Below are 24,137 nucleotides of genomic sequence, written 5' to 3'. Positions count from 1 at the left end.
TGTGATGCACCCCCGCTCTTTTTTTAACCTGGCAAGACTGACAAACAACCTGGCAGATGCAGGCAAACGCTTTTCGTGCGCGCCTGTCAGGATAAGGCTGACACAACACAATAAACACAACAAGATGAGGTCTGCGATGGGAAGCAATTCTTCTTTTTCTGCCCGTAGAACGGCACTGGCCATGGCCGTTGCGCTCTGTTGCGCCTGGCAATCCCCTGTTTACGCTCACGGCAGCGAGGCGCATATGGTCCCGATGGACAAAACGCTTCAGGCGTTTGGCGCGGACGTGCAGTGGGATGATTACGCCCAGATGTTCACCATCGTCAAAGACGGTGCCTTTGTGAAGGTCAAACCCGGCGCAAACACCGCCATCGTTAACGGCAAACCGCTGACGCTCCAGGTGCCCGTGGTGATGAAGAACAATAAGGCGTTTATCCCGGAGACCTTTATCAACGATGTTTTTCAGTCCGGTCTTGATCAGACATTCCAGGTTGAAAAAAGCCCCCACCCGTTAAACGCGCTGACGGCTGATGAAATCAACCAGGCCGTAGCCATTGTGAAAGCCTCTGCGGATTTTAAACCCAATACCCGCTTTACCCAGATTGCGCTGGCGGAGCCAGAAAAGGCCAAAGTCTGGGACTTTGTGCTTAACGGCACGGCGGTGGATGCGCCCCGCCAGGCCAATATCATCATGCTTGATGGTAAACACATCATCGAAAGCCGGGTGGATCTGAAGGAGAAAAAGATCCTCCGCTGGGAGCCGATCAAAGACGCGCACGGCATGGTGCTGCTGGATGACTTCAATACCGTGCAGCAGATCATCAATGAAAGCCCGGAGTTTGCCGCCGTGCTGAAAAAGCGCGGCATTACCGACCCGAAGAAAGTGATCACCACTCCGCTTACCGTCGGCTTTTTTGACGGCAAGGATGGGCTGAAACAGGAAGACCGCCTGCTGAAAGTGATCAGCTATCTCGACGTGGGCGACGGTAACTACTGGGCGCACCCGATCGAAAACCTGGTTGCGGTGGTGGATCTCGAGCAGAAGAAAATCCAGAAGATTGAGGAAGGCCCGGTCGTGCCGGTGCCGCTCACGCCGCGCCCTTATGATGGCCGCGACCGCGTTGAAACGGTGAAAAAACCGCTGGAGATTATCGAGCCGGAAGGCAAGAACTACACCATCACCGGGGATAGGGTGCACTGGCAGAACTGGGATTTTCATCTGAGCCTGGACTCACGCGTCGGCCCGATAATTTCCACCGTGACCTATAACGACAACGGCAAAAAACGACAGGTGATGTATCAGGGGTCGCTCGGCGGCATGATTGTGCCGTACGGCGACCCGGATATCGGCTGGTACTTTAAAGCCTACCTGGACTCCGGCGATTACGGCATGGGTACCCTGACCTCCCCGCTGGTGCGCGGCAAGGATGTTCCGTCTAACGCCGTGATGCTCAACGAAACCATCCCGGATTATACCGGCGCGCCAATGGAGATCCCCCGGGCGATCGCCATTTTCGAGCGTTACGCCGGGCCGGAATATAAGCATCAGGAGTTAGGTAAACCCAACGTCAGCGCCGAACGCCGCGAGCTGGTGGTACGCTGGGTCAGCACCGTGGGTAACTACGATTACATCTTCGACTGGGTATTCCACGAAAACGGCACTATCGGCATTGATGCAGGGGCTACGGGCATTGAAGCGGTGAAAGGCGTGCAGACGAAAACCATGCATGATGCCACCGCGAAGGATGACACCCGATACGGAACGCTGATCGACCATAATATTGTCGGTACCACCCACCAGCACATCTACAACTTCCGTCTGGATATGGACGTGGATGGCATCAACAACAAGCTGGTGGCCATGGATCCGGACGTCAAACCGAACACCGCTGGCGGACCGCGCACCAGCACCATGCAGGTTAATCAGTATGATATTGACACCGAACAGCAGGCGGCGCAGAAGTTTGACCCGGGCACCATCCGCCTGCTGAGCAATACCAGCAAAGAGAACCGCATGGGCAACCCGGTCTCGTATCAGATCATCCCTTACGCGGGCGGTACACACCCGGTAGCGTCCGGCGCGAAGTTTGCCCCGGACGAGTGGATTTATCACCGCCTGAGCTTTATGGATAAACAGCTTTGGGTGACGCGTTACCATCCCGACGAGATGTACCCGGAGGGAAAATACCCGAACCGTTCCACGCACGATACCGGCCTAGGCCAGTACAGCAAAGATAACGAGTCGCTGAACGGCCAGGATAACGTCATCTGGATGACCACCGGCACCACCCATGTCGCCCGTGCCGAGGAGTGGCCGATAATGCCGACGGAATGGGTGCATACGTTACTCAAGCCGTGGAATTTCTTTGACGAGACGCCAACGCTCGGCAAGCAAAAAGAGCAGAAATAACCCACCGACCGGGCGTAATGCCCGGTTTTTCATCCGCTTACTTGCTGAATTACTCTCCCCGATTATAGTTATTGTTACCTCGCTTAATCCTTTTGCCTTTCTTGACACACTTTCACCAGGATTCGACGTCTCCACAAACAACGTCACAGTTTACTGAGAGGTTTTAGGATGAGAATCAATGAGATCGTCAGGAGTCTCGCGATGGCGGGATGTTTTATTTCTGCCAGTTCCGCCTGGGCCGCAGAAGCACCTAAGGATGCCACCGCAGCAACGCAACAGGCCAACAACGCACTCTTCAACCAGCTTCCTTTCTCCGATAACACCGATTTTACCAACGCCCACAAAGGGTTTATTGCCCCGCTGCCTCAGGACATTATCAAAGGTGAGCAAGGCAACACCGTCTGGGATCCGCAGCAGTACGCTTTTATCAAAGAAGGCGATAAGGCGCCCGACTCGGTTAACCCGAGCTTATGGCGTCAGTCCCAGCTGATCAACATCAGCGGTCTGTTTGAAGTGACCGAAGGCGTCTACCAGATCCGTAACCTCGACCTGTCAAACATGACCATTATTGAAGGTAAAGAAGGCATTACCGTGGTCGACCCGCTGGTGTCGGCGGAAACAGCCAAAGTCGGGATGGATCTTTACTATAAAAATCGCGGTAATAAGCCTGTGGTCGCCGTTATTTACACCCACAGCCACGTTGACCACTATGGCGGTGTGCGCGGCGTGGTGGACGAAGCAGATGTGAAGTCCGGTAAGGTGAAAATCTACGCGCCCGCCGGATTTATGGAGGCCGCCGTCGCGGAGAATATCATGGCGGGTAACGTCATGAGCCGCCGCGCCAGCTATATGTACGGCAACCTGCTGAAGCCGGATGCGAAGGGCCAGGTCGGCGCAGGTCTCGGCACCACCACCTCCGCCGGGACGGTGACCCTGATCGCCCCGACCAATATCATCGAGAAAGATGGTCAGAAAGAGGTGATCGACGGCCTGACCTATGATTTTATGCTCGCGCCGGGATCGGAAGCGCCTTCCGAGATGCTCTGGTATATCGAAGAGAAAAAGCTGATCGAGTCTGCGGAAGATGTCACCCATACCCTGCACAACACCTACTCCCTGCGCGGCGCGAAAATTCGTGAACCATTGCCATGGTCGAAATACATCAACCAGGCGATTGTACGCTGGGGTGATAAAGCCGAAATCATTATGGCGCAGCACCACTGGCCGACATGGGGCAACGACAACGTGATTAACCTGCTGAAAAGCCAGCGCGACCTGTATCGCTACATCAACGACCAGACCCTGCGCATGGCGAACGAAGGGCTGACCCGTGACGAGATTGCCGCCAACTTCAAACTGCCAAACTCCCTGGCCAATACCTGGGCAAACCGTGGCTATTACGGTTCTGTCAGCCATGACGTTAAAGCAACCTACGTGCTCTATTTAGGCTGGTTTGACGGCAACCCGGCGACCCTGGACGAACTGCCGCCTGAAGAAGCCGCGAAGAAATTTGTGGACTATATGGGCGGCGCGGATGCCATCCTGAGCAAAGCGAAAACCGACTTTGACCAGGGGAACTACCGCTGGGTGGCTCAGGTGGTCAGCAAGGTGGTCTTTGCCGATCCAAATAATCAGGCCGCGCGAAACCTGGAAGCGGATGCGCTGGAGCAGCTGGGTTATCAGGCTGAATCAGGCCCGTGGCGTAACTTCTACCTGACCGGCGCACAGGAGCTGCGTAACGGCGTGGTGAAAGGACCGACCCCGAACACCGCCAGCCCGGATACCGTGCGCGCGATGACGCCAGAAATGTTCTTTGACTATCTGGCGGTGCACATTAACGGTGAAAAAGCGGCGGATGCAAAATCGGTGTTTAACATCGACCTCGGCAGCGACGGCGGCAAATACAAGCTGGAGCTGGAAAATGGCGTGCTGAACCACACGGCGAACGCCGAAGCGAAAGACGCTGACGCGACCGTGACCCTCAACCGCGATACGCTGAATAAAATCATCCTGAAAGAAGTGACGCTTAAACAGGCGCAGGATAACGGCGATATCAAAGTGACCGGCGATGCCGCAAAACTTGATGCCATGCTCGGTTACATGGATAAATTTGAATTCTGGTTTAACATTGTGACCCCGTAAAGGCAGCACTCGCGGGCGGACGTTCCGCCCGCTCAAGGAAAATTCTCTTCAATGGAAAAAAGACATCCAGCCACACCCGAACCCGCGATATGGCCTACCCGTAAATCAATGGTTGTTCACGGGCTGGCCGTGAACCTGCCGTGGCTCGCCTTTGTGAATGCCAGCTTTGCCCTTATGGTCCTGCTGCGCAATTCGTTGTTCGGCCATATCGATGCCCTCCTGCACATCAGCCCCCCTCTGCGGCAGATGATTGACGCCTCCATGCTGGGCGTGGTGATCCTTTCCGTGGCGCTGGTGATCATGGCCTGGCGCCACATCCGCGGCGTCAGCGCCGTTTTGTTTATGTGCAGCCTGCTGTGGTCGATAAGTTGTTACTGGTTTATCAACGTGTTACAGCTTCCTCATCCCTGGCCTATATTCGTTACCCTGCTGATGGCCGGTATGACCGCGCTCTATTTTCACCCGGTGGCACTGCTCTGCTTCACCGTTCCGCTATGGGTAAGCCTGCCCGTTGCAAGCATGCTGCTGAATCAGGAAATTAATTATCGCTTTGCCGGGCTGTGGGTGGTGTTCACGTTCATTCTCGTGTGCGGGCGCTATATCCTGTTGAGCTGGTTTGAAGAGGCGTGGCGTCGCAACCAGCAGAATCAGCGTTTAATTTCGCGGCTGGATGCGCTGGCCCATCAGGATCCACTGACGAAAACGGCCAACCGCCGGGCGATGGAGCTGGTGCTGGAAAATGCCGTAGAGCAAGGCAAACGCTTCGCGGTGCTGATGCTGGATGTCGATTACTTCAAACTGTATAACGACACCTACGGTCACCAGGCGGGAGATGCGTGTCTCGCGCGGGTGGCAGAAGTGCTGAACACCTCGGTGCGCACGCCAGAGGATGTGGTTTCGCGCTACGGTGGCGAGGAGTTTGTGGTGATCCTCTTTGACTGCGAAGAAAGCATTGCTGAGAAAGTCGCCGCGCGGATCCAGGCTGGCCTTTGCAACGCAGCCATTCCGCACAGCGCGTCGAAGGTGAGTGAATGTGTGACGGCGAGTATGGGCATTGCAGGCTATACCGCAGGGCTGGCCGGCCCGGAAATCATCGCCCGCGCCGATGCGGCGCTGTACAGGGCGAAGGAGGCCGGGCGGGATCGGTGGTCGCTGTAAGTTACGCCGGGTGGCGCTGCGCTTACCCGGCCTACAAAACCCACCTTTTCCTCGATCCCGTAGGCCGGGTAAGGCGTAGCCGCCACCCGGCGTTTTTTTTAATACCGCACACATACCGACTTGGTTTCACACCAGCCGTCCAGCCAGTCGGGGCCGAAATCGCGCCCGGTGCCGGACTGCTTCATGCCGCCGAACGGCAGGTTGGCGTCTATCAGCGTGTGGCTGTTCACCCACACGGTTCCGGCCTGTAACCTGTCGGTATACGCCAGCGCTTTACTGATGTTCTGCGTCCAGACGCTGGCCGTTAAGCCATATTCGGTGTCGTTCGCCAGCTGAAGCGCCTCTTCCCCGTCGTCCACACGAACCAGGTTCACCACCGGCCCGAAGACCTCTTCACGCGTCAGCCGCAGATGATTATCCGGGTTGACCACCAGCGTTGGCGAAACGTAATAGCCTTTGCCGTCTGGCCCCCGGTTCCCGGCGATCAGCTCCGCATTGTGCGCCTTCGCCTCATCCAGGAACGCCTGAACCTTATCGCAGTGGGCGCGCGACACCAGCGGGTTGATAAACGCCTCCGGCGACATGCCCGGCCCGACGCTGAGGGATTTCACGGCCTGTTCAAACCCGCTGACCAGCGTGTCGAACAGCGGAGCCTCAATATAAATGCGCGAGCTGGCCGCGCAGACCTGCCCCTGGTTCAGGAAGCTGCCGGTCATCAGCCCTTCAATCACCCACGCCGGATCGGCATCTTTCAGCACGATGGCCGGGTTTTTGCCGCCCAGCTCCAGCGTCACGCCCGTTAGCGTGTCCGCCGCCGCGCGGGCAATCTGCTTGCCCGTCGCCGTCGAACCGGTAAAGCTCACTTTGGCAATGCGCGGGTGCGAGGTCAGCGCCGCGCCACAGACGGCGCCACTGCCGGTCACCACGTTGAACACACCCTCCGGGATCCCCGCCTCGCTCGCCAGTTCCGCCACCCGTAACAGGGTGAGCGGCGTGGTTTCCGAGGGTTTGATCACGATGGAGCAACCTGCCGCCAGCGCGGGCATCACTTTCCACATGCCAATCATCAGCGGGAAGTTCCACGGCACAATCCCCGCCACGACTCCCACCGGCTCTTTACGCGTCCACGCCTGATAACGCGCGCCCTGCGGCAGTGGAATCGAGAGATCGAGGGTTTTACCGGCAATTTTGGTGGTCAGCCCTGCCGTGTAGCGCATCCAGTTCAGGGTGCATCCCACCTCGAAGGCGCGGGAAATGTTAATAGATTTCCCCTGCTCCAGGGTTTCGAGCTGTGCCAGCTCTTCGCCATGCTGTTCCACCAGATCCGCAAACCGCAGCAGGATACGTTCCCGCTCTGCCGGCAGCCGTCCGGCCCAGCTTCGGGCGACAAAGGCGCGCCAGCCAGACATCACCGCACGATCGACATCATCGACGCTGGCATCGGCGGTAGAGGCAATAACCTCTCCGGTCGCCGGGTTGTAGACGTTCAGACGCTTTTCGCTATCGGATGCCGCCTGACGCCCTTCAATCCACAGGCCGTGCTGGCGATCTAAAAACTGCTGCACGCCTGGCAGGATGGCGACGTGTGATTCGGACATAGGATACTCCTTCGTTATGCTTCGCAGGGTGTGTATGCAGTCTAAGAGGGGATTCGCATTCCTGCTTTTGTCTGTGTGACATTCGCTTTGCCAGCTGTGACAGGGTCCGCAAATCGTGATAATTCCCGCTTATATCGCTGTAACCGTTGAGTGTTCTTTCCTATAGTCAGCCTCGTGGCCCTGACAAAATGCAACATAAATGCAACAATGCGAAAACAGTGACGGTGCAGCGAGAACATCAATGGCGTGTGCAAGCGAACAGGACAATTTTCAGCAGTGGCTGGCGCAAATTAACCAGGTTTGTGGGCGCTTTGCGGCACGTCCGTTAGAGGGGGCGTTTCTCGGCGAGCTGGAAACCAGCTACACCCAAAGTCTGAAGCTGAGCACGGTGACCGCCGCAGGCGTTAACCTGTTTCGCACCCGTCAGGAGATCAAAAACGGCAACGACGCCTGGTTCTACACCGTGTTTCAGCTGGAAGGCAGCGCCGGAATCGAACAGGACGACCAGCGCGCGATGCTGAAAGCCGGGGATATCACGCTGATTGACGCCTCCCGCCCGTGCTCCATTTACTGGCAGGAGCGTTCCCGCCAGATTTCGCTCCTGCTCCCGCGACAAATCATTGAGCAACACGCGCGTTTTCAGGAAGTGAGATGCGCGCTGCCCCTCTCCCGCAGTCTGCCTACCGTACAGCTGAGCTACCGACTGCTACAGGAGAGCATGGGCAATGCCGATCTCAGCGCCAGTGAAAGCGAAGCGGCGCTTGAGGCGATGGTGTGTCTGCTGCGTCCGGCCTTCCAGCAGCGTGACGAGGTGCTGCCGCGCAAGGAGCGTCAGTTCCGCCACGTTCTGTCCCTGATTGATGATCATATTCAGTCGGAGGCGTTAAGACCGGAGTGGATAGCTTCAGAGAGCGGCATGTCCGTGCGTAGCTTGTACCGCATGTTTGCCGGGAAAGGGCTGGTGGTAGCGCAGTATATTAAGAACCGTCGCCTCGATTTATGCGCTCAGGCGCTGCGTTCCATCAGGGATGACGAAAAGCTGGCGGGGATTGGCTACAGCTGGGGTTTCACCGACCATAGCCATTTTTCCACCGCCTTTAAGCAGCGTTTCGGGGTTTCGCCGGGCGAATACCGCAGGCGTTATCGCTAGCTATTTTTTCAGCCACTTGCCGTTAATTCCCTTCACGTACTCACCCGGCTGCGCGCGGGCCACCAGCTTTTGTCCCGCCATTTTCGCCACCTCGTCGACGGGTAAATTATTACTGTCAGCCAGCTGCTGGTAACTTTCCGTGCGTGCGGCGTTGATACGGTTCACCAGCGCCAGGGTTTCAGCGTCGTGCTGAACGGGCGCAAGATAGCCGCTCAGGGTTTCCCCTACGCGCCCCTGGGCACGCGCATCGTTGAGCGTAAGCGTGGCGGCGTGAACGTTCATCCCCAGCGCCAGTAACATCAGAGCTAATCGTTTCATGACATCCTCAGAACAGATCGCTGCGGGATTTCAGCAGGGCTTCAACGTCTTTATCCACCTTGATATGGATTTCATGCTCGATTTTCACGTTCATGTTGATGGTGATCGGCTCTTTGGGCGCCGCCACTTCAATGCGCGGCGTGCAGCCTGACAGCAGCGCGACGACGGCCACGGTGAGTACACCAGCCCTCTTTTTCATTGTTGTTCCTCACTTTCCTTGCCTGTCGAACCGCGGAGAAGGGGTATCGCCGCATGTTGCTCAAACCATGTTTGCAGATTGTCCCCAAAGCGCAGGCTGCGCCAGAGGGTAAAAATGTTCTCTTCATGGGTGTAATTCAGGTTTACGAAACTGCTTTTGCCCTCGACGCGGCTGGTGCCTTTAATGGCCGCCTGCATGGTTAACACACCCAGATTATCTACATTGAGTTTTGTCCACGACTGCGAAATTTCCATATAGCGGAGCCAGTTGATCGCCGCCCCTGCAACCATGTTGTCTTTCACAATGGCATCCGCCGTGTCCTGGTCGATGCGCAGCGTCATCGGCCCCGGGTTGGTCAGCCAGCCATCTTTAATGATCCATTTTTCATTGTTCAGCCAGAACGGCAGCGCGCCGCTCACCGGGCCGGACATGGCAAACTGCTTCGGATTCACCGCGCTTATCAGTTCGCTGGAGGATATATTATCCACGCGCAGTAAAGCCGGATCGTGCTGCGGCATTCTCAACTGCTGCATGGTGATTTTCCCGCCGAGCGCTTCCACCTTCACGTTGGTGAGCAGGAGCGGGTTCGCTTCGGTCCAGGGATAATCGCCCTGGAGATCCGCGGTGATATTTCGGGCTGTGACCAGGTTTTTCACCTCGTCGATTCGTAACGTTACCGGCCCGCGCGTGCCCAGCGACCAGGTACCCTGGCTTAAGCGGAACGGAAGAACAAAATCCACGCCGTTGATCTCGTTATCCGGCATCCACGCGCTGCCCGCTTTCAGCACCCCGTGCCCCCCGGCCTCAAACCCCTGATCGGGGGCCGCGGAGAAAGCCACCTGCGCGTACATTTCGCCGCCGCGCAGGGTCATTTTCCAGTCTGGCGGGATCAGCGGCTGAAACACCGTAAGAGACTGTTTTGGCCACCAGGCCTGACCGCGAAGGCGTTCGCCGTCCCAGCGTCCATTCACCTGGACCGGGCCGATGTCGTCCGCATGCAGGTTCCCTTTAAACTGGAACACCGTCGGGTCTGTCCCGTCAACGCTGAAGGTCAAAACGGACGGCGGCAGCACGCTTCCGCCTGAAAAGCTTGTTTGCCCGGCGTTAAGCGCGAGCGCGCCGCTAAAGGTGGGGTTATCCGGGTCCCGCGACCAGCGCACCGGGTGATCCAGCACCAGGCGCGGCTTGCTGACCAGCATCGTACCGTACTGCAATTTGTCGAACCCCGTGGAAAGATCGGTCAGTTCGATAACGTTGTCGCGCCACTCCCCGGTTCCCCGGACATCCCAGCGCGCGTTCATTGGCGTGAAATTCCCTTTACCCCAGTAGCGCCACTGCCACAAACCGTTGTCCGGTAAAAAGTCGTTAGCCTGGCCGTCCAGATGCAGCTCAAAATCGCCCATTTCGTTTTCATGAGCCCGCAGAATGGCTTGCAGGCGGCCGTCCACGCCCTTCTGCGTGAGCTTCACGCCCGCCAGCGGCCAGCGGATCTCATCGATATCCAGCGAGTCGATGATGCGCCCGCGCGAGCGCAATAAAGCGCCGGGTTCAAACGTAAGCTGCGGATCGTAAAGGCTGCCGGTCAGCATCGCCGGGAGCCTGGCATACAGGATCAGATCGTTTTGCTTGGCTTCCCCGCTCAGGTGCAGTGGCATAGCGCTGTTATCCATACTGAGCGAGCCGGGACCGATATTCAGCACCGCGTTGCCCTTCCCCGCATCCCCCTGGGTCAGCACGTTGAGCCGCCCCGTGAAGGTGGCTTTCTCCAGCCCCTGCTGCCAGTTATCCACTTTCAGCCCGACGCGTCCGCTCATTGGCACGCCGGAGGCTAACCAGTTCCAGCGTCCGTCGCTGATGGTCAACTGCTGAGCGGTGATCTGCCACGGTAAATCGAGCAGCGGATCGGGGTTGTCCCGCGTCATGACCACCAGCTGGCCCTGATTGTCCTCCCAGTCCAGATCGGCATCGACCAGCGAGGATAACTGTGGCACGTTAAAGGTCGCGACCGTATGCCCTTTCACCGGCACGCCGTCCGGCACCAGCGGCAGGGTAAATTCACCAACCAGCTTCACGGGCTGCGGCTGATCCGGCAGTTGCACATCGAACTGGCTGATGGAAAGGGTCTGGCCGCGCAACTGCCCCTTAATGCTCACCTGCTCGCCGTTATAGGTGATGTCCTGGCGGGCTGGCGTCAGAGAAGCTTGCAGTTCACCCTCCCACTGCTGCCAGGGAGAAAGGGTAAAGCGATGGATGGTCAGCCAGGTGTTGGGCAGGATGGCCTGCCACTGCGCCAGCGTTTTCGGCGCCACCGTAGATGGCGCCGATTGCGGTAATTTGCTCAGGCAGACAGAGTTAAGTTCAAGTGCGCCAATATCCAGATCCCAGCGGCTGGGGTGTGACAGAGTCACGTTTTCCACGCGGGCAATTTCACACTCTTCTACCAGATAGCGGAGATCGGGGATGATCAGGGCGTGACGCGTGAGCCGTGGGCTTTTTTCAAACGCGATGCGCGTTCCAACGGGGAGCCAGATCCCGGCGAGCGTGGGTACCCACTGGGCGAGCGTCATCAGCAGCGTCAGCGGCACAAGAAATAGCAGCAGTAATAGCGCGATTGCGGCTTTGTATTTACCCTTCATGGGCAGTTAATATCCTGATTTTGCGAAAAAAATAAGCCGTTCTTGCCGCTCATTGTCGCATGTTTAGCCAGTCAGTTGAAGGTAATGCCATTTTTAAGAGTAGATGCTCTACAATAATTCATAGAACTTATTGATTTCAATGAATTTTGAAAAATTGTAAGATAATTTTAAACATGCTAACGTGGTTCCAAAATCACTGGAGAAAGTCTTATGAAACTCGCGGTATATAGCACAAAGCAGTACGACAAAAAGTATCTGCAACATGTTAACGAGACGTACGGTTTCGATCTTGAATTTTTCGACTTTCTGCTAACTGAAAAGACGGCTAAAACCGCCCACGGCTGCGAAGGCGTGTGTATCTTCGTTAACGACGACGGTAGCCGACCGGTGCTGGAAGAGTTAAAAAAACAGGGCGTGAAATACATTGCCCTGCGCTGCGCGGGCTTTAACAACGTCGATCTCGATGCCGCCAAAGAGCTGGGTCTGAAGGTCGTTCGCGTCCCGGCCTATTCTCCGGAAGCCGTGGCAGAACATGCGGTCGGGATGATGATGTCGCTCAACCGTCGTATTCACCGTGCCTATCAGCGAACCCGTGATGCTAACTTCTCTCTGGAAGGGCTGACCGGCTTTACCATGTACGGTAAAACCGCAGGCGTGATCGGTACCGGCAAAATTGGCGTGGCCGCCCTTCGCATCCTGAAAGGATTTGGCATGCGCCTGCTGGCGTTTGATCCGTACCCAAGCGCCGCTGCGCTGGAGCTGGGCGTGGAGTATGTCGATTTGAAAACGCTCTTCTCGCAGTCTGACGTTATCTCCCTGCACTGTCCGCTGACCCCGGAGAACTATCATCTGCTTAACCAGTCGGCGTTCGACCAGATGAAAGACGGCGTGATGATCATCAATACCAGCCGCGGCGGGCTGATCGACTCTCAGGCGGCTATCGAAGCGTTGAAAACGCAAAAAATCGGCGCGTTGGGTATGGATGTGTACGAGAACGAACGCGATCTGTTCTTTGAGGATAAATCTAATGACGTGATCCAGGACGACGTGTTCCGTCGCCTGTCTGCCTGTCACAACGTGTTGTTCACAGGACACCAGGCGTTCCTGACCGCCGAAGCGCTGATCAGCATTTCGGAAACCACGCTGGGGAATTTGCGTCAACTCGAAAAGGGCGAAGCGTGCCCGAACGCGATAGTGTAAGCCTGGTAAGCCGGGTGGCGGCTACGCCCTGCCCGGCCTGTGGATTGCGTTAATTGTAGGCCCGGTAAGCGCAGCGTCACCGGGCTTTTTGGCTTCAATCCTGCCACGCGCAGGATAGTCTTAGCTGACGTTTGCCGCTCTGCTTTATCCAGTGTCCCGAAACAGGTAATAATTTTGATTAAATAAGTTTGATTTTTACCTCATATCCCTCGAGGCCTGTCATGGCTTCACGAGCGATAAACTCAATTTCAGACACTTCCTGCCCTGTTTTTTTACGTAACTCTGAAATTTTTTTGGTTATAAGCGCTGAAATTTCTTCTTCTGCCTTTTGCGTCAGTGCGTCAACGTTCATGTTTACCTCTTGCAACCGTTTACTGTTTCCATTCTCCAGCAGGCGACAGCTAACGATTAACTGCCTTTCACCATAACTGTATGTAAAGAGTAGACTATCTGTGTAACGTATGCTGCCGTCGCATTTAGATTGCATTATTTGAACAGGGTGTTATTGTCCCAAAGCCTTAGAGCACAAAACAGATAAACATAAGAAAAGTTTTGACTCACACTCGCCCCGCATCAGGGGCATTTTTTTGGCTGTCTGTAAGCAAAAACCCGCCATAAGCGGGTTTTTGTGTTATCCGAGAAAATTATTTAAAGACTTCTGCGACGGCCTGGAAGTTAGGGACATGCTCGCGGGCAGCGATGATGACGTAGTATTTCCCGCCCTTCTCGTCTGCCAGTTTTGAGAGTTTTTGATGAAGATCTGAAGGTGAAGAAATTTGTCCACCTGAAGCCCCTACAGATACATTACCAAGGTATTCAAGCTTGAAGTGGTGCGCTTCATCCTTGGAAATCATATCTGCCGCAGATGCGCCGAAGCTTGCTACTGTTAAAGCCAATACACTCCCTAATAGTGCTTTTTTCATATCATTCCTCCTGTTGATGAATCTATATATTTAACATTAGCAGCAAATATGTAAATGATGCGTATCAATATTGTAGAAGGATTGAGCATCACGACCAGCCATCACTGACCTGAACAGCGGGTGCAGCAGGTTCATCTACTATACTGACCTGTGCAGTCGTCATTTATCTGCCGGTTGCGCCTGAAGCAATTGAAACTTACCTGTACCATGACCATCAGGAGAACAATATGCACACGAGTAAAACCCTGAAAAGGCTGCTAGCCGTATCAGCAGTTGCAGCAATGTTCAGCACCGTTGGCGTACAAGCCCAGACAACCAGCGCCGCGCAAACTCAAACTGCGGGCCAGGCTCAACCGGACGCCAGACTCAGCTCCGGCGACGAGAAAGCATTGAAGGACATGGCGCAGGCCAATATCAACGAAGTTGCCGCCGCCAGGCTCGCCCTGGACAAGGCCCAAACCAGTGAAGTGAAAACATTCGCCCAGAAAATGGTCGACGATCACGGCGCCGCGCTGACCAAAGTCAAGACCGTTGCCCAGAAAAAGGGCGTGGAGCTGCCGACCGAACCAGACGCCGCGCATAAAGCCCTGAACTCAAGGCTGGAAAACCAGCGCGGTGACGCTTTTGACAAGATGTATATGGAATATGCTGGCGTGAAGGACCACGAGAAGGTGCTGTCGAAGCTTAAGAGCGACGCCAGTAAAATCGACGATCCGGATGTGAAGGCTCTGGCCAACGAGCACACTCCGGTCGTTGAGCAGCATCTGAAGTCCGCCGAGCAGATGTCAACGCGTGCAGGCGCATCAGCCGATAAATAACGCGTCGGTAAAACGACTACTGCAAAATAAAGTGGGGCCCGCAGGCCCCACTTTATTTCCCCTTCCTGATGAATTATTCCGGCAAGGCGTAGACCACCACCTGATCGCCCACCTGATCCTTCAGGATCGTATTCCCGCCTGCCACGAAGGCCACATACTGGCGACCTTTATATTCATAGACGGACGGGTTCGCTACCGCCGGAGCTTCGGCCTGATCGGACCACAGCTCTTCACCGCTCTCTACCGAGTAGGCACGCACTTTGGCATCCATTGAAGCACCGATGAAGATCACGCCGCCCGCCGTCACTGCCGGACCACCAATGGTAGGCGACCCCCAGCTTTCCGGCATGAAGAAGCCATACTGCTGGGAGGCGCCAACCGGACGACGCCATTTCACATCGCCCGTGTGCATGTCCAGCGCCACGATTTCACCAAACGGCGGTTGCCAGCACGGCATGCCAAGCCAGTTGCTCGCCACCAGCAGACGCATACCGTACGGGGCGCCTTCCTGTGGGGCAAAGCCGCTTTCGTTGCCGGAGTCTTTGTCTGCGTTATCGTAATCCTCACGGCTGTACAGCTTCACGTACTGGACGATATGCGAGGTGTTGACGATGGCGATCTGTTTTTGCGGATCGAACGCTACCCCGCCCCACTGGACGCCGCCGGCGCTATCGGGATAGGTGAGCGTGCCTTCGCCTTTGGTGGTCGGCGGGGTATACATTCCTTCATAGGTCAGGTTATCCCACAGGCGGGAGCACTGGCCGCCACCGACGATATCCGCCAGCTTCCAGATTTCCGGTTTTTTCGACTGGTCGAGCAGCGGCGCGGGTTTGGTCGGGAATGGCTGCGTGGGCGAGAGAACTTCGCCCTGGACCGACCCATCACCCTGCGGAACCGGACGTTCTTCGATTGGCCATACGTCCTCCCCCGTCAGGCGGTTAACCACAAACAGGAAACCCTGCTTGGTGGCCTGAATCAGCGCCGGGATCTGCTTGCCGTCTACGGTGATGTCCATCAGCGTCGGGGCGGAGTTGATATCGTAATCCCAGACGTCGTGGTGTACCCATTGACGGGACCAGACCACTTTACCGGTGTTGATGTCCAGCGCGGTGGTCGAGGTGCCAAGCGGAATAGCGTCTACGCGGTTGCCGCCCCAATAGTTGGGAGACGGCGATGAGACCGGGAGATAGACCAGCCCGTTAGCCTCGTCGGCGGACATGTGCGTCCAGACGTTGGCGGTACCGGTACGCTTGCGGATCTCTGCCGGGATCGCCTCAAAGGTCCATTCAAGCTTACCGGTCTGGGCGTTGACTGAAAATACGGTGCCCGGAGGGGCTTCGGCGTAGGCCCAGTCCTTCCCGGCCCAGCCGATCAGCAGATGGTTGCCGACAACGGTTGGCGGTTGCAGGACAGAGAGCGGATACTTCGCATTAACGGTGTTCCACTGGTTCAGATCCAGCACGCCGTTGTTCGCAAAGCCGCTGCACGGTTTGCCTGAATCGGCGTCCAGCGCAAAAAGCTTGCCGTCAACGGTGCCCATATAGACCATCTTCTGGCAAGCCTCACCTGTCACCGGATTTTTGGCCTGCCAGTAGGAAACGCCGCGATTTTTCAGCACCGGCTGGGTCAGCGCCTTGCGCGACGATTTGGTGTCATAGTGCCACTTCTCTTTACCCGTCCCCGGATCCAGCGCAATCAGGCGATCGAATGGCGTGCCGATGTAGAGCGTATCGTTGGCGAAAATGGGCGTTGCGGACCAGACGGTAGCTGGCGTATCGCCTTTACCGTCCGAGACGTCGCCGGTATGGAACTCCCAGACTTTCGTTAATTTCCCGACGTTATCCGCCGTAATTTGGGTCAGGGGACTGTATTTCTGCGCGTTAAGCTGGCCGTGGAAGCTGTCCCAGGTGGCGGTGCCGGGCACCAGCGGCGTCGCTGGCTGGCTGGCCGAGGCGACTTTCTTTCCATCACCGTTGCCGGTTGAGGCATCGTCGGTGGTTTTTGTGGTTCCGGGCGCCTGCTGATCGGCCGCATCAATGTTCAGTGATTCCTGGGTCCCCTGCGAGGCTTCAGCGGCCTTATCCTGCGCCTGTAGCGCGAGCGGAGCGACCAGCAGCGCCAGCGCCGTCATGCTGACTTTTATGAAGGGATAATGCTTATCGTTGTGCACGGGCGGCTCCTCAGCTTCTGACGGGATGGTTGTAACGAGCGGAATGGCTGCTCAGCATAATCAGACCAATCAGGCCGACCACCATGGCTGCCGTTATGATGTACTGGTGCAGCAGCGCGGCGGCGAAAGCAATACCCGCCAACACCACCAGGGTGACAATAATCAGAAAAACGCGCGCCCCGCGACGCGATGCCGCACGTAACATAAAGGTCAGGATCGCCAGCACTACGCTGGCAATGACCACGCCCAGTGCGCCAATGGTGCCAGTGACGCCGGTAAGCGGCGTCCACCAGGCGTATAGCGCTACCGCGAAGGCTATTATCGCGGTCAGCAGCAGCAAAATGCTGCCGACCCGCGAGGATTGAGAATGCAACATACCAGGAAACCCCCTCTAAAATGCAAAATTGACCATTATTAAGGCGTTTTCGTGAATATATACCCCTGCTGCCCGCCGCTATTAAGAGAACGCGACGTGTGGAGCGGCGGCATATTTCACTAAACGTAACTGAGTATAGAAGAGGATTTTCTTATGGGGCGTTTAATAGCAGGCATACGACATCCTGAACCCCTTCGCCACCATAAAGAGAGCGTTATGTTACAAGACGGTTCGAAAGCTACGAGCGGGTTACACGATTGTCTACATTCTGTTTTTTAATTTCAGGCATAACGGGATAATTTCACGCCCAATAAAATAATTAAATAAGCCCCCCTTCAATATGATGGCGCCTTATGGTACTTAATAAAACAGGGTGTTTATTCTTTAATTAACAGACGTGCAGGCAGGGAAAGTCAGTCGTTATTTGTTCGTTAATTTAACAAATCCCTTTCTTAATTAACCGCCTGTTAAAGCATCGTCAAAGAATAACGAGAGTTATTGCAGGCATACACATAAGGTTTTCGGTATGCAACATCAAACCCCTCCCACCCGTGACGTAATGGCGCAGCGACGACTACAGACAGATAAAAACTAAATAAGTCGTCGCCCCTCTAACAACACGGTAAAATATGATGAATAAAGCCACAACTCTCTCAGCTAATATTACAACACGCTCTAACTGGCACTGGCAGGATAATATCTGGACGCTGGGCCTTTATGGTACAGCCGTCGGAGCGGGAACACTGTTCCTTCCCGTGGAAATCGGCACCCGTGGTCCGGTTATTTTTCTGGTTATGCTCCTGCTGGGGCTGCCGTTATCCCTGATCCCCCATTTACTCCTTTGTCGTGTGTATATGCGAGAAGAGAAGACTGAAAACGGCACGTTGCCAATCTTCGGCTCCTTCTTCAGCGGACGGGGTGAAAAGCTGATCACCCTGTTCTATTGTGTGACCTTCTTCCCGGTAACCCTGGTTTACGGGGTGGCGCTGATTAATGCGTTGGATAATTTACTGGTGGAGCATCTGCATATTACCGCCCTCAGCCGTGGGCCATTGTCGTTTATCGTGGTTGCTGCACTGTATGTGGTACTGAGCAAGGGTCGGGACAGGGTCGTGGCCATTATGAGCGCACTGGCGCTGCCGTTCGCGGCATCTGTACTGCTGATCGCCGTATCACTTATCCCGGGATGGCATCTGTCTAACCTGACCGATACGGCCGCTGAAATGAACGCCACGCCGCTGCCGGTAACGCTGAAAAATATCTGGCTGACGCTGCCGCTTATTACCTTCTCGTTTTGCTGTGCGCCTATGGTCTCCCCGCTGAGCTCTTACTACCGGGAGAGGAAAGCGGAGGGTGAGAAAAAGGCACTGTTCGTGATCCGTATCGCCTACTTAGCTATCTTCGCCAGTATCCTCTTTTTCGTGCTGAGCTGCGTGCTGGGGATCCCCCATGACAACTTTGTGCGAGCGAAGGCGGAAAACCTGAATGTGCTGTCGGTGATGAAGGGAAACGGTGATTTCAGCCTGATTTACCACATTGCCCCGCTCATCGCTATCATCGGTATGACGAAATCCTTCCTCGGCGTAGGTCTGTCGGTCGCACAAACGTTTGGTCAGCTGGCTGCCAGCGTATCCGGCAAAAAGGCCAACGCCAGCAAGCGGCTGGCCTCTCTGGCGCTGTTCCTGCTGACCTATGGCATTGTTTATGCCAATCCGGATGTGCTCAGCCTGATTGAAATGTTCTGCGGACCACTGATCGCGGTGATCCTGTTCCTTATCCCGGCGTACCTCATATACACCCGCCCCTCGCTGGCAGAGCTTCGCGGCGTGACGGTGTTTTTGGTCGTATTGGGGGGGCTGGCAACGCTGTCTGCATTGCTCTGGACAATGCTTTAGTCTGAACGTCGTTTGACTGTACCCATATACAGTAGTATTTTACGTTCAGGCTGAATCACATGCGTAATATCCATAAGGTAAACAATCATGTTTGTGGAACTGGTTTATGACAAGCGAAACGTACAGGGGCTGGAGGGAGCCAGGGAAATCATTCTGGCTGAACTGACAAAACGCGTGCACCGGATTTTTCCTGATGCCAGCGTGACGGTTAAGCCAATGCAGGCGAACGGCCTGAACAGCGACGCCAGCAAAAGCGACCGTGAAAAGCTCAACCGCATGCTTGAGGAGATGTTCGAAGAGTCGGACATGTGGTTAATACAAGAGTAACCGGGCGCAAAGCCCGGTTCTGGCTTCGGGAGACAAAGAGCATACAACGTTAACTTTGCGTAATTTCTTCCGCTATCGCGACGTACCGATTTACGCCTCTATGGTTCCCCCAGCATAATCCCACCGATCCGATTGTAAGACATATCCAGCGCGCGCCACATTTTCTTCCTGCCCTGTACATTCAGCCTGACTGACTGGAGGTTTCTGTGTGTGGCCTTTTATGAAGAATCCGGTTTGGGGTTATTCGAGGTAGCCCGCTGAAATGGAAACGTGAGCAAGCTCATCCGCTATGAACGAGGAACGGACGATCTAAGGGATGTTCATTTCCTGTCCATTCGTTTGCCAAGAGTAAAGCAGACCATTGGCAGGGGAAGCGTCACTACCAGCAGCATCCATAGCAAAGTATATACTGTGTCCACCCCGTCATTTTGCAGATTGGTATACAGCTTTACCGGTATACCCTGCGGGAAATAAGCAAAGATCATCACGATCCCGAACTCGCCTACCGCGCGAACCCAGGCGAGTGTTACGGCAGAAGCCAGCCCAGGCAATGCCAGGGGTAATGTAAGAAAACGAAAGCGGTTCCAGGGAGAAGCTCCCAACGTTTGTCCCGCTTCAAGAATATTTTTGGGAACAGTGGCAAACGCCGAACGTGACACCACGATAAAATAAGGCAAAGCGCCGTAAACCTGAGCCAGCACAAACGCCGCCGGATTATTTACCAGCGTAGCTCCCAACAGTGAAAGCCAGCGGCCAATCACGCCATAAGGCCCGAAAGCCGAAACCAGCAAAATCCCCATTGCCAGCGGTGGCGTCAGCAGAGGGATCATCACCAGCAGTTCACCGATCAATCGTTTTCGACCCGTGGCTTGTGACAGCCACCATGCCACTGGCATGCCGATAAGAATGATAATTCCGAGCGCCAGTACACCCAGTCCCATTGAGACGGCAATGGCGCTGTCGTCGCGCCAGGCCAGCTTCAGATGATGCCAGGGCGTGACGCTAATCAGCGTGATAAAGGGGATACTTAACAGCAGGATAGCGGGCAGAGATAACCACCCCGCCACCCAGACCGGTTTTCTTAGCGGGCGTATAAGCTGTCTCCTTTAGGTTCGGCGTAGCCAAACGCTTTGAACAATTTCTGCCCCTCGGCGCTTTGCATGAACGATACGAACTTTTGTCCCTGTTCTACACCATTCGGCGCGTTTTTCAGCACCGCCGCATAGAACACCATTGGTTGAGTGTGCAGAATTTGATCCTGGCCTTTGCTGTCTTTAATGGTAAAACTGACGGTGTCATACCACTGTTTCGTCATCGCCGGGTTGCTGAGGTTTATTTCATCCGGCAGCGCGACATACGGCAAATGCGCTGAGCGAACTTCACTCTCGTATCCCGCTGCTGCATCCACCTGACCGCTTTCCAGACGCGCCAGCAGCCCTCCTTCCTGATGAGTCTGCTGTGGGTTTTGCAGCGAGCCTAAAATTTTATCGGTGATGCCCGGCTTGTTGTAATACTTTTCCGCCAGCATCAGGCTAAACACAATATTCTGGCCTTTTGGGTCGACATAAGGATCGGTGCGGCCAAATAAGACATCTTTCTGCGTCAGCAGAGTCAGCCACGAGCCGTCTTTCTTTCTGTTGGCCTGTTCAAACTGCGCTGCATATTTACCCTCAGGACTGTAAGCGACCACCATGCTGGTACTGGCGACAGGGACCGCCTCATCTATCAGCCCGGCGTCTTTGAGAATTTGCATCGGCCCCGGGGTGATGGAGACAAACACATCGGCCTCAATTTTGTGGCTTGCAAGCAGGCGTGCCATCCCGTATGCACCCTGGCCCTGCCCCTGATAGCCGTCGTTATTTGCTCTGGAAAAAGCCGGACCTAACCCCTGGTCCATTACTTTGCCCATGGAACCGGCATAAGTCACCCTGATATCCTTTGCCAGCGCCATGGATGGCATTTGCAGCAGCGCAACCGCCACCAGCGCAACCTGCATTCGTTTCCTGGCCATAAACACCCTCTCGTTATGTATTCTTTTATATATCGAATTTTCCAGAAAAATCACCGCAATGACAACCTCCTCAAGCGCGCCGTTGATGCAAGGTTGAATTAAAGGAAATCGGTCTGGGTGGTGCATGGTCGACTTAGTCAGATGTTGTCATCCAAATGTGGGCAATTATTCATGAAACATGCTGCGTAAACTCCTCGTGGCTTTGCGTAGAAGAATCTTGAACTCATTGTCATCAATGTCTTTTGCACAGTTGTAGCCCAACTCGCTATATAGATAGATACATAGTGATTAAATAACTTGAGGAGTTGTGTATTGCTCAGGATTACCCTCGAGTCTGAGGGCGTCCTGTTCATTGAATATTTACGCTTTTGCGTCTATCCAACATACGTCTTCTTTAACTGGACCAATGTTTCCGGCACCTGGCTCGTCACCCGTTCAAACCGGCATATTATTCGTTACCAGGATGGCAATGGCATGGCGGCCATCGCCGTGTCGTTGCCGCTGGTGGGGCCGAAGCGCATTTCGGAACAGGTGATGGCCAGGATAGCGATAAGCTGATTAGATCAGAATGTGTAACTCATGCTTACCGAGACGCTACGCGGTTCGCCATAGACGGCAGAGTCATCAAGGTATGAGTAGTATTCGCGGTCGAACAGGTTACGAACGTTTACCTGCACCGCCAGCTGTTTCGTCAGCTGATACTGCGCGAACAAGTCGACGAGCGGATAGCTGCCCTGATAGAGGCGCTGCGTCTCGCCGTCCGGACCGGTGACATCTTTGTACACCTGATTCTGCCAGTTCACGCCGCCGCCTACGGTCAGATCCGGAAGCGCCGGGACGCGGTAACGGCTGAACAGCTTAAGCTGCGTCTGCGGCGCAAAGCTGTTGAAGCGGCCATCTGAATCACGGGCAACATAGCGGGTCGCGCTGAAGGTAAGCTGTAGATTGTCGGTAACGGCACCGTTCACCTCAAATTCCGCCCCTTTGCTCACTGCGCCTTTGGTTGCGCGATAAGCTTGTTCGCTGGATCCATTAACGAATACCCCGCTGATTTCCTCCCCCGCGTTCTCCTGTTCTATGCGGAATACGGCAACGTTGGTGGTCAGTCGACCGTCCATCCAGTCTGCCTTCAGGCCGGTTTCATAATTTTTACCGGTGACGGGAGAGAGCCATGCACCCTCTTTCGTGCGTTTGGTTTGCGGGGCAAAAATTGAGGTATAGCTGGCGTAAGCGGAAAGGCTGTCGTTGATGTCATACACCAGCCCGCCGTAAGGGGTGGTGTTGTATTTACGCATATCGCCGCTGCTGCCATCTGAGCTGTACTGGGTATAACGTGCGCCAACGATTAGCGACAACGGATCCGCCAGCGACAGGCGTGCCGCCGTATACGCCGATTTTTGCCGCACGATATCATCCGCATTTTGATACCAGTCGCCCCACTCCGGCTCGGCCACGCTGCCGTCCCAGCTGTTGTTGAAGATGCCAATCTGAGCACTGTCCATTGGCCCGTCTTTGCTGAAGGTAGCATTGTGCTGTCGGCTATAGTTGGCTCCGACCATCAGCTGATGTTGACGCCCGAGAAGTTCAAAAGGCCCGCTGGCGTAGGCATCAAAGGCGTCCAGAGTGCGCTTGCCGCGATCCTTACTACCCCAGCCTGATGCGCCTTCTCCGGTGGTGGCGTCCGGATTGCCCATCACATAAAGCAGGGTATCATTGAACGTTTGCTCGCCGTGGGTTCCATTGAAACGCACCGACCAGCCGTTATCCCAGTTGTGGGTGAGGTTAGCAAAAACTTTACGCGACTCAACGGAGTATCCCGTCCAGTCTGCCGAGGTATTGACGTTGCGATCGTAATGGGTACGGCTGCCGTTACTGTACAGGCTGGGTAATCCGCCCCAGGTCGGGTTGGCTGTGTTTGTTTGCTGATAGTCCCAGCCCAGCGAGGCCGTCGTGTGTTCCGTTACATCGCCTTCAATGACGCCATAGAGAAATTTCTTGCGCTTGCCATATCTGTCAAGCCAGCTGTCCTGATCCTGATAACCTGCCACGACGCGCCCACGCAGGCTGCCGTCGGAATTGAGGGGCGCGGAGATGTCGCCCACATAACGCTGTTTGTTCCAGCTTCCGTAACTTGCGCTGACGTTGCCCCTGAAGGTTTTACTGTCGGCACGTTTACGCACCATGTTCACCGTTGCTCCCGGATCGCCAGCGCCGGTCATCAGGCCGTTTGCGCCACGCACAATCTCTATACGATCATAAATGGCAGTATCTTCCTGCGCATCGCCAAAGTTCCACGCGTCGCCCATTGATGTGGGGATCTCGTCGTAGGCGAAATTGGTGATTTCAAATCCGCGGGAAAAGTAGCTGGAACGCTCGCTATCAACCTGCTGCGACGAAACGCCGGTGGCATTGGTAAGTACCTGGTCAATGGTTTGCAGGTCTTGATCCTGCATACGCTGGCGCGTCACGACGCTGACTGACTGGGGGATATCGCGCGGGGTCAGCAGCATTTTGGTGCCTGAACGCGTGGTTTTTACCGCATAATCCTGCTGCGAGTCGGCGCTCCCGTTCCCGTCACCGTAGACAACCATCTCTTGTTCTTGCGTATTTTCATCCGCCTGTGCCGGGTGCATGACGGCGGACATTGCCAGCGCAAGCAGTGAAAGTGATAAAGGAGCAGGAATTAACCCTGCGGGCGCTTTCGCGCGATTAGCCCTGCCTTCAAAAATCATCATGTTACCTGTCTGTTGTTGTCGTTATGTGCAAATCATTCATCCAAATAAGAATGGAAATGATAATTATTTGC

20 protein-coding genes are annotated in these 24,137 nt (G+C 55.3%); 9 read left to right on the top strand and 11 right to left on the bottom strand.

Annotation, left to right across the window (positions count from 1 at the left end; genetic code table 11):
• Nucleotides 1-136: 136 nt before the first annotated feature.
• The 3 genes from tynA (at nt 137) to RS584_RS10010 (ending at nt 5,710) form a co-directional block, all read left to right on the top strand.
• Nucleotides 137-2,410 carry a primary-amine oxidase gene (gene tynA / locus RS584_RS10020; RefSeq protein ID WP_315749576.1) on the top strand — a complete coding sequence of 758 codons (2,274 nt, stop codon included), beginning with the start codon at nt 137-139 and terminating at the stop codon, nt 2,408-2,410.
• A 168-nt stretch (nt 2,411-2,578) separates the two neighbouring features.
• On the top strand, nt 2,579-4,552 hold the full coding sequence (locus RS584_RS10015; protein WP_315749574.1) for an alkyl/aryl-sulfatase: 1,974 nt from the start codon (nt 2,579-2,581) through the stop codon (nt 4,550-4,552).
• 51 nt (nt 4,553-4,603) lie between these two features.
• A complete protein-coding gene (locus tag RS584_RS10010; protein WP_315749572.1) occupies nt 4,604-5,710 on the top strand; it encodes a GGDEF domain-containing protein in 1,107 nt (368 codons plus the stop codon).
• Between the two features lie 98 nt (nt 5,711-5,808).
• Here the strand turns inward: RS584_RS10010 and RS584_RS10005 are convergent, their stop codons facing one another.
• Nucleotides 5,809-7,308: an aldehyde dehydrogenase family protein gene (locus RS584_RS10005; RefSeq protein ID WP_315749570.1), complete on the bottom strand. Its 1,500-nt coding sequence runs from the start codon at nt 7,306-7,308 to the stop codon at nt 5,809-5,811.
• A 241-nt stretch (nt 7,309-7,549) separates the two neighbouring features.
• Here RS584_RS10005 and feaR point away from each other — a divergent pair, with 241 nt between their 5' ends.
• Nucleotides 7,550-8,458, top strand: a complete 909-nt coding sequence (feaR, locus tag RS584_RS10000; protein ID WP_315749568.1) for a transcriptional regulator FeaR — start codon at nt 7,550-7,552, stop codon at nt 8,456-8,458.
• On the opposite strand, the gene RS584_RS09995 is transcribed toward feaR, so the two are convergent.
• From RS584_RS09995 to RS584_RS09985, 3 genes are read right to left on the bottom strand one after another with little or no spacing between them, the layout of a single operon-like run.
• Entirely contained in the window at nt 8,459-8,776 is a 318-nt protein-coding gene (locus tag RS584_RS09995; RefSeq protein ID WP_006808832.1) for a YdbL family protein, read from the bottom strand.
• Nucleotides 8,777-8,783: 7 nt separating this feature from the next.
• On the bottom strand, nt 8,784-8,975 hold the full coding sequence (locus RS584_RS09990; protein ID WP_003857369.1) for a YnbE family lipoprotein: 192 nt from the start codon (nt 8,973-8,975) through the stop codon (nt 8,784-8,786).
• Nucleotides 8,972-11,611, bottom strand: coding sequence for a YdbH family protein (locus RS584_RS09985; protein WP_315749566.1), 2,640 nt, complete (start codon nt 11,609-11,611; stop codon nt 8,972-8,974). The genes RS584_RS09990 and RS584_RS09985 overlap by 4 nt, the downstream gene beginning before the upstream one ends.
• Before the next feature lie 210 nt (nt 11,612-11,821).
• On the opposite strand from RS584_RS09985, the gene RS584_RS09980 reads away from it, so the two are divergent.
• Entirely contained in the window at nt 11,822-12,811 is a 990-nt protein-coding gene (locus RS584_RS09980; protein WP_017384525.1) for a 2-hydroxyacid dehydrogenase, read from the top strand.
• A gap of 178 nt (nt 12,812-12,989) precedes the next feature.
• Here the strand turns inward: RS584_RS09980 and RS584_RS09975 are convergent, their stop codons facing one another.
• Together RS584_RS09975 and RS584_RS09970 are read right to left on the bottom strand one after the other, a co-directional pair.
• Nucleotides 12,990-13,163 (bottom strand): GnsA/GnsB family addiction module toxin, encoded by a 174-nt coding sequence (locus tag RS584_RS09975; RefSeq protein WP_006808842.1) that lies wholly within the window; start codon nt 13,161-13,163, stop codon nt 12,990-12,992.
• A gap of 292 nt (nt 13,164-13,455) precedes the next feature.
• Nucleotides 13,456-13,734 carry a DUF1471 domain-containing protein gene (locus tag RS584_RS09970; RefSeq protein WP_315749564.1) on the bottom strand — a complete coding sequence of 93 codons (279 nt, stop codon included), beginning with the start codon at nt 13,732-13,734 and terminating at the stop codon, nt 13,456-13,458.
• A gap of 227 nt (nt 13,735-13,961) precedes the next feature.
• Here RS584_RS09970 and RS584_RS09965 point away from each other — a divergent pair, with 227 nt between their 5' ends.
• Nucleotides 13,962-14,552: a DUF4142 domain-containing protein gene (locus tag RS584_RS09965; protein ID WP_017694065.1), complete on the top strand. Its 591-nt coding sequence runs from the start codon at nt 13,962-13,964 to the stop codon at nt 14,550-14,552.
• A gap of 73 nt (nt 14,553-14,625) precedes the next feature.
• Here RS584_RS09965 and RS584_RS09960 read toward each other — a convergent pair whose 3' ends face one another.
• Both RS584_RS09960 and RS584_RS09955 read right to left on the bottom strand, forming a co-directional pair.
• A complete protein-coding gene (locus RS584_RS09960; protein WP_315749561.1) occupies nt 14,626-16,722 on the bottom strand; it encodes a pyrroloquinoline quinone-dependent dehydrogenase in 2,097 nt (698 codons plus the stop codon).
• Nucleotides 16,723-16,732: 10 nt separating this feature from the next.
• Nucleotides 16,733-17,098, bottom strand: coding sequence for a hypothetical protein (locus RS584_RS09955; protein ID WP_032104048.1), 366 nt, complete (start codon nt 17,096-17,098; stop codon nt 16,733-16,735).
• Between the two features lie 632 nt (nt 17,099-17,730).
• On the opposite strand from RS584_RS09955, the gene RS584_RS09950 reads away from it, so the two are divergent.
• Both RS584_RS09950 and RS584_RS09945 read left to right on the top strand, forming a co-directional pair.
• Nucleotides 17,731-18,993, top strand: coding sequence for an amino acid permease (locus tag RS584_RS09950; protein ID WP_254309797.1), 1,263 nt, complete (start codon nt 17,731-17,733; stop codon nt 18,991-18,993).
• A gap of 87 nt (nt 18,994-19,080) precedes the next feature.
• Entirely contained in the window at nt 19,081-19,320 is a 240-nt protein-coding gene (locus RS584_RS09945; RefSeq protein ID WP_003857390.1) for a DinI family protein, read from the top strand.
• A 320-nt stretch (nt 19,321-19,640) separates the two neighbouring features.
• Here the strand turns inward: RS584_RS09945 and RS584_RS09940 are convergent, their stop codons facing one another.
• Together RS584_RS09940 and RS584_RS09935 are read right to left on the bottom strand one after the other, a co-directional pair.
• Complete coding sequence (locus RS584_RS09940) at nt 19,641-20,387, bottom strand: molybdate ABC transporter permease subunit (protein WP_315749559.1); 747 nt, start codon at nt 20,385-20,387, stop codon at nt 19,641-19,643.
• A gap of 14 nt (nt 20,388-20,401) precedes the next feature.
• Nucleotides 20,402-21,316, bottom strand: a complete 915-nt coding sequence (locus RS584_RS09935) for an extracellular solute-binding protein (protein WP_045348166.1) — start codon at nt 21,314-21,316, stop codon at nt 20,402-20,404.
• Between the two features lie 327 nt (nt 21,317-21,643).
• Here RS584_RS09935 and RS584_RS09930 point away from each other — a divergent pair, with 327 nt between their 5' ends.
• Nucleotides 21,644-21,889, top strand: a complete 246-nt coding sequence (locus RS584_RS09930; RefSeq protein ID WP_033486756.1) for a hypothetical protein — start codon at nt 21,644-21,646, stop codon at nt 21,887-21,889.
• A gap of 5 nt (nt 21,890-21,894) precedes the next feature.
• On the opposite strand, the gene fhuE is transcribed toward RS584_RS09930, so the two are convergent.
• Nucleotides 21,895-24,063 carry a ferric-rhodotorulic acid/ferric-coprogen receptor FhuE gene (gene fhuE, locus RS584_RS09925; RefSeq protein WP_315749952.1) on the bottom strand — a complete coding sequence of 723 codons (2,169 nt, stop codon included), beginning with the start codon at nt 24,061-24,063 and terminating at the stop codon, nt 21,895-21,897.
• Nucleotides 24,064-24,137: the final 74 nt, after the last annotated feature.

It is taken from the genome of Enterobacter sp. DTU_2021_1002640_1_SI_PRY_ASU_LCPMC_013 (assembly GCF_032389435.1).
Taxonomy (GTDB): Bacteria; Pseudomonadota; Gammaproteobacteria; order Enterobacterales; family Enterobacteriaceae; genus Enterobacter; species Enterobacter hormaechei_C.
The sequence above is the reverse complement of the archived record's forward strand: the minus strand, read 5'-3'. Positions and strand labels throughout refer to the sequence as shown.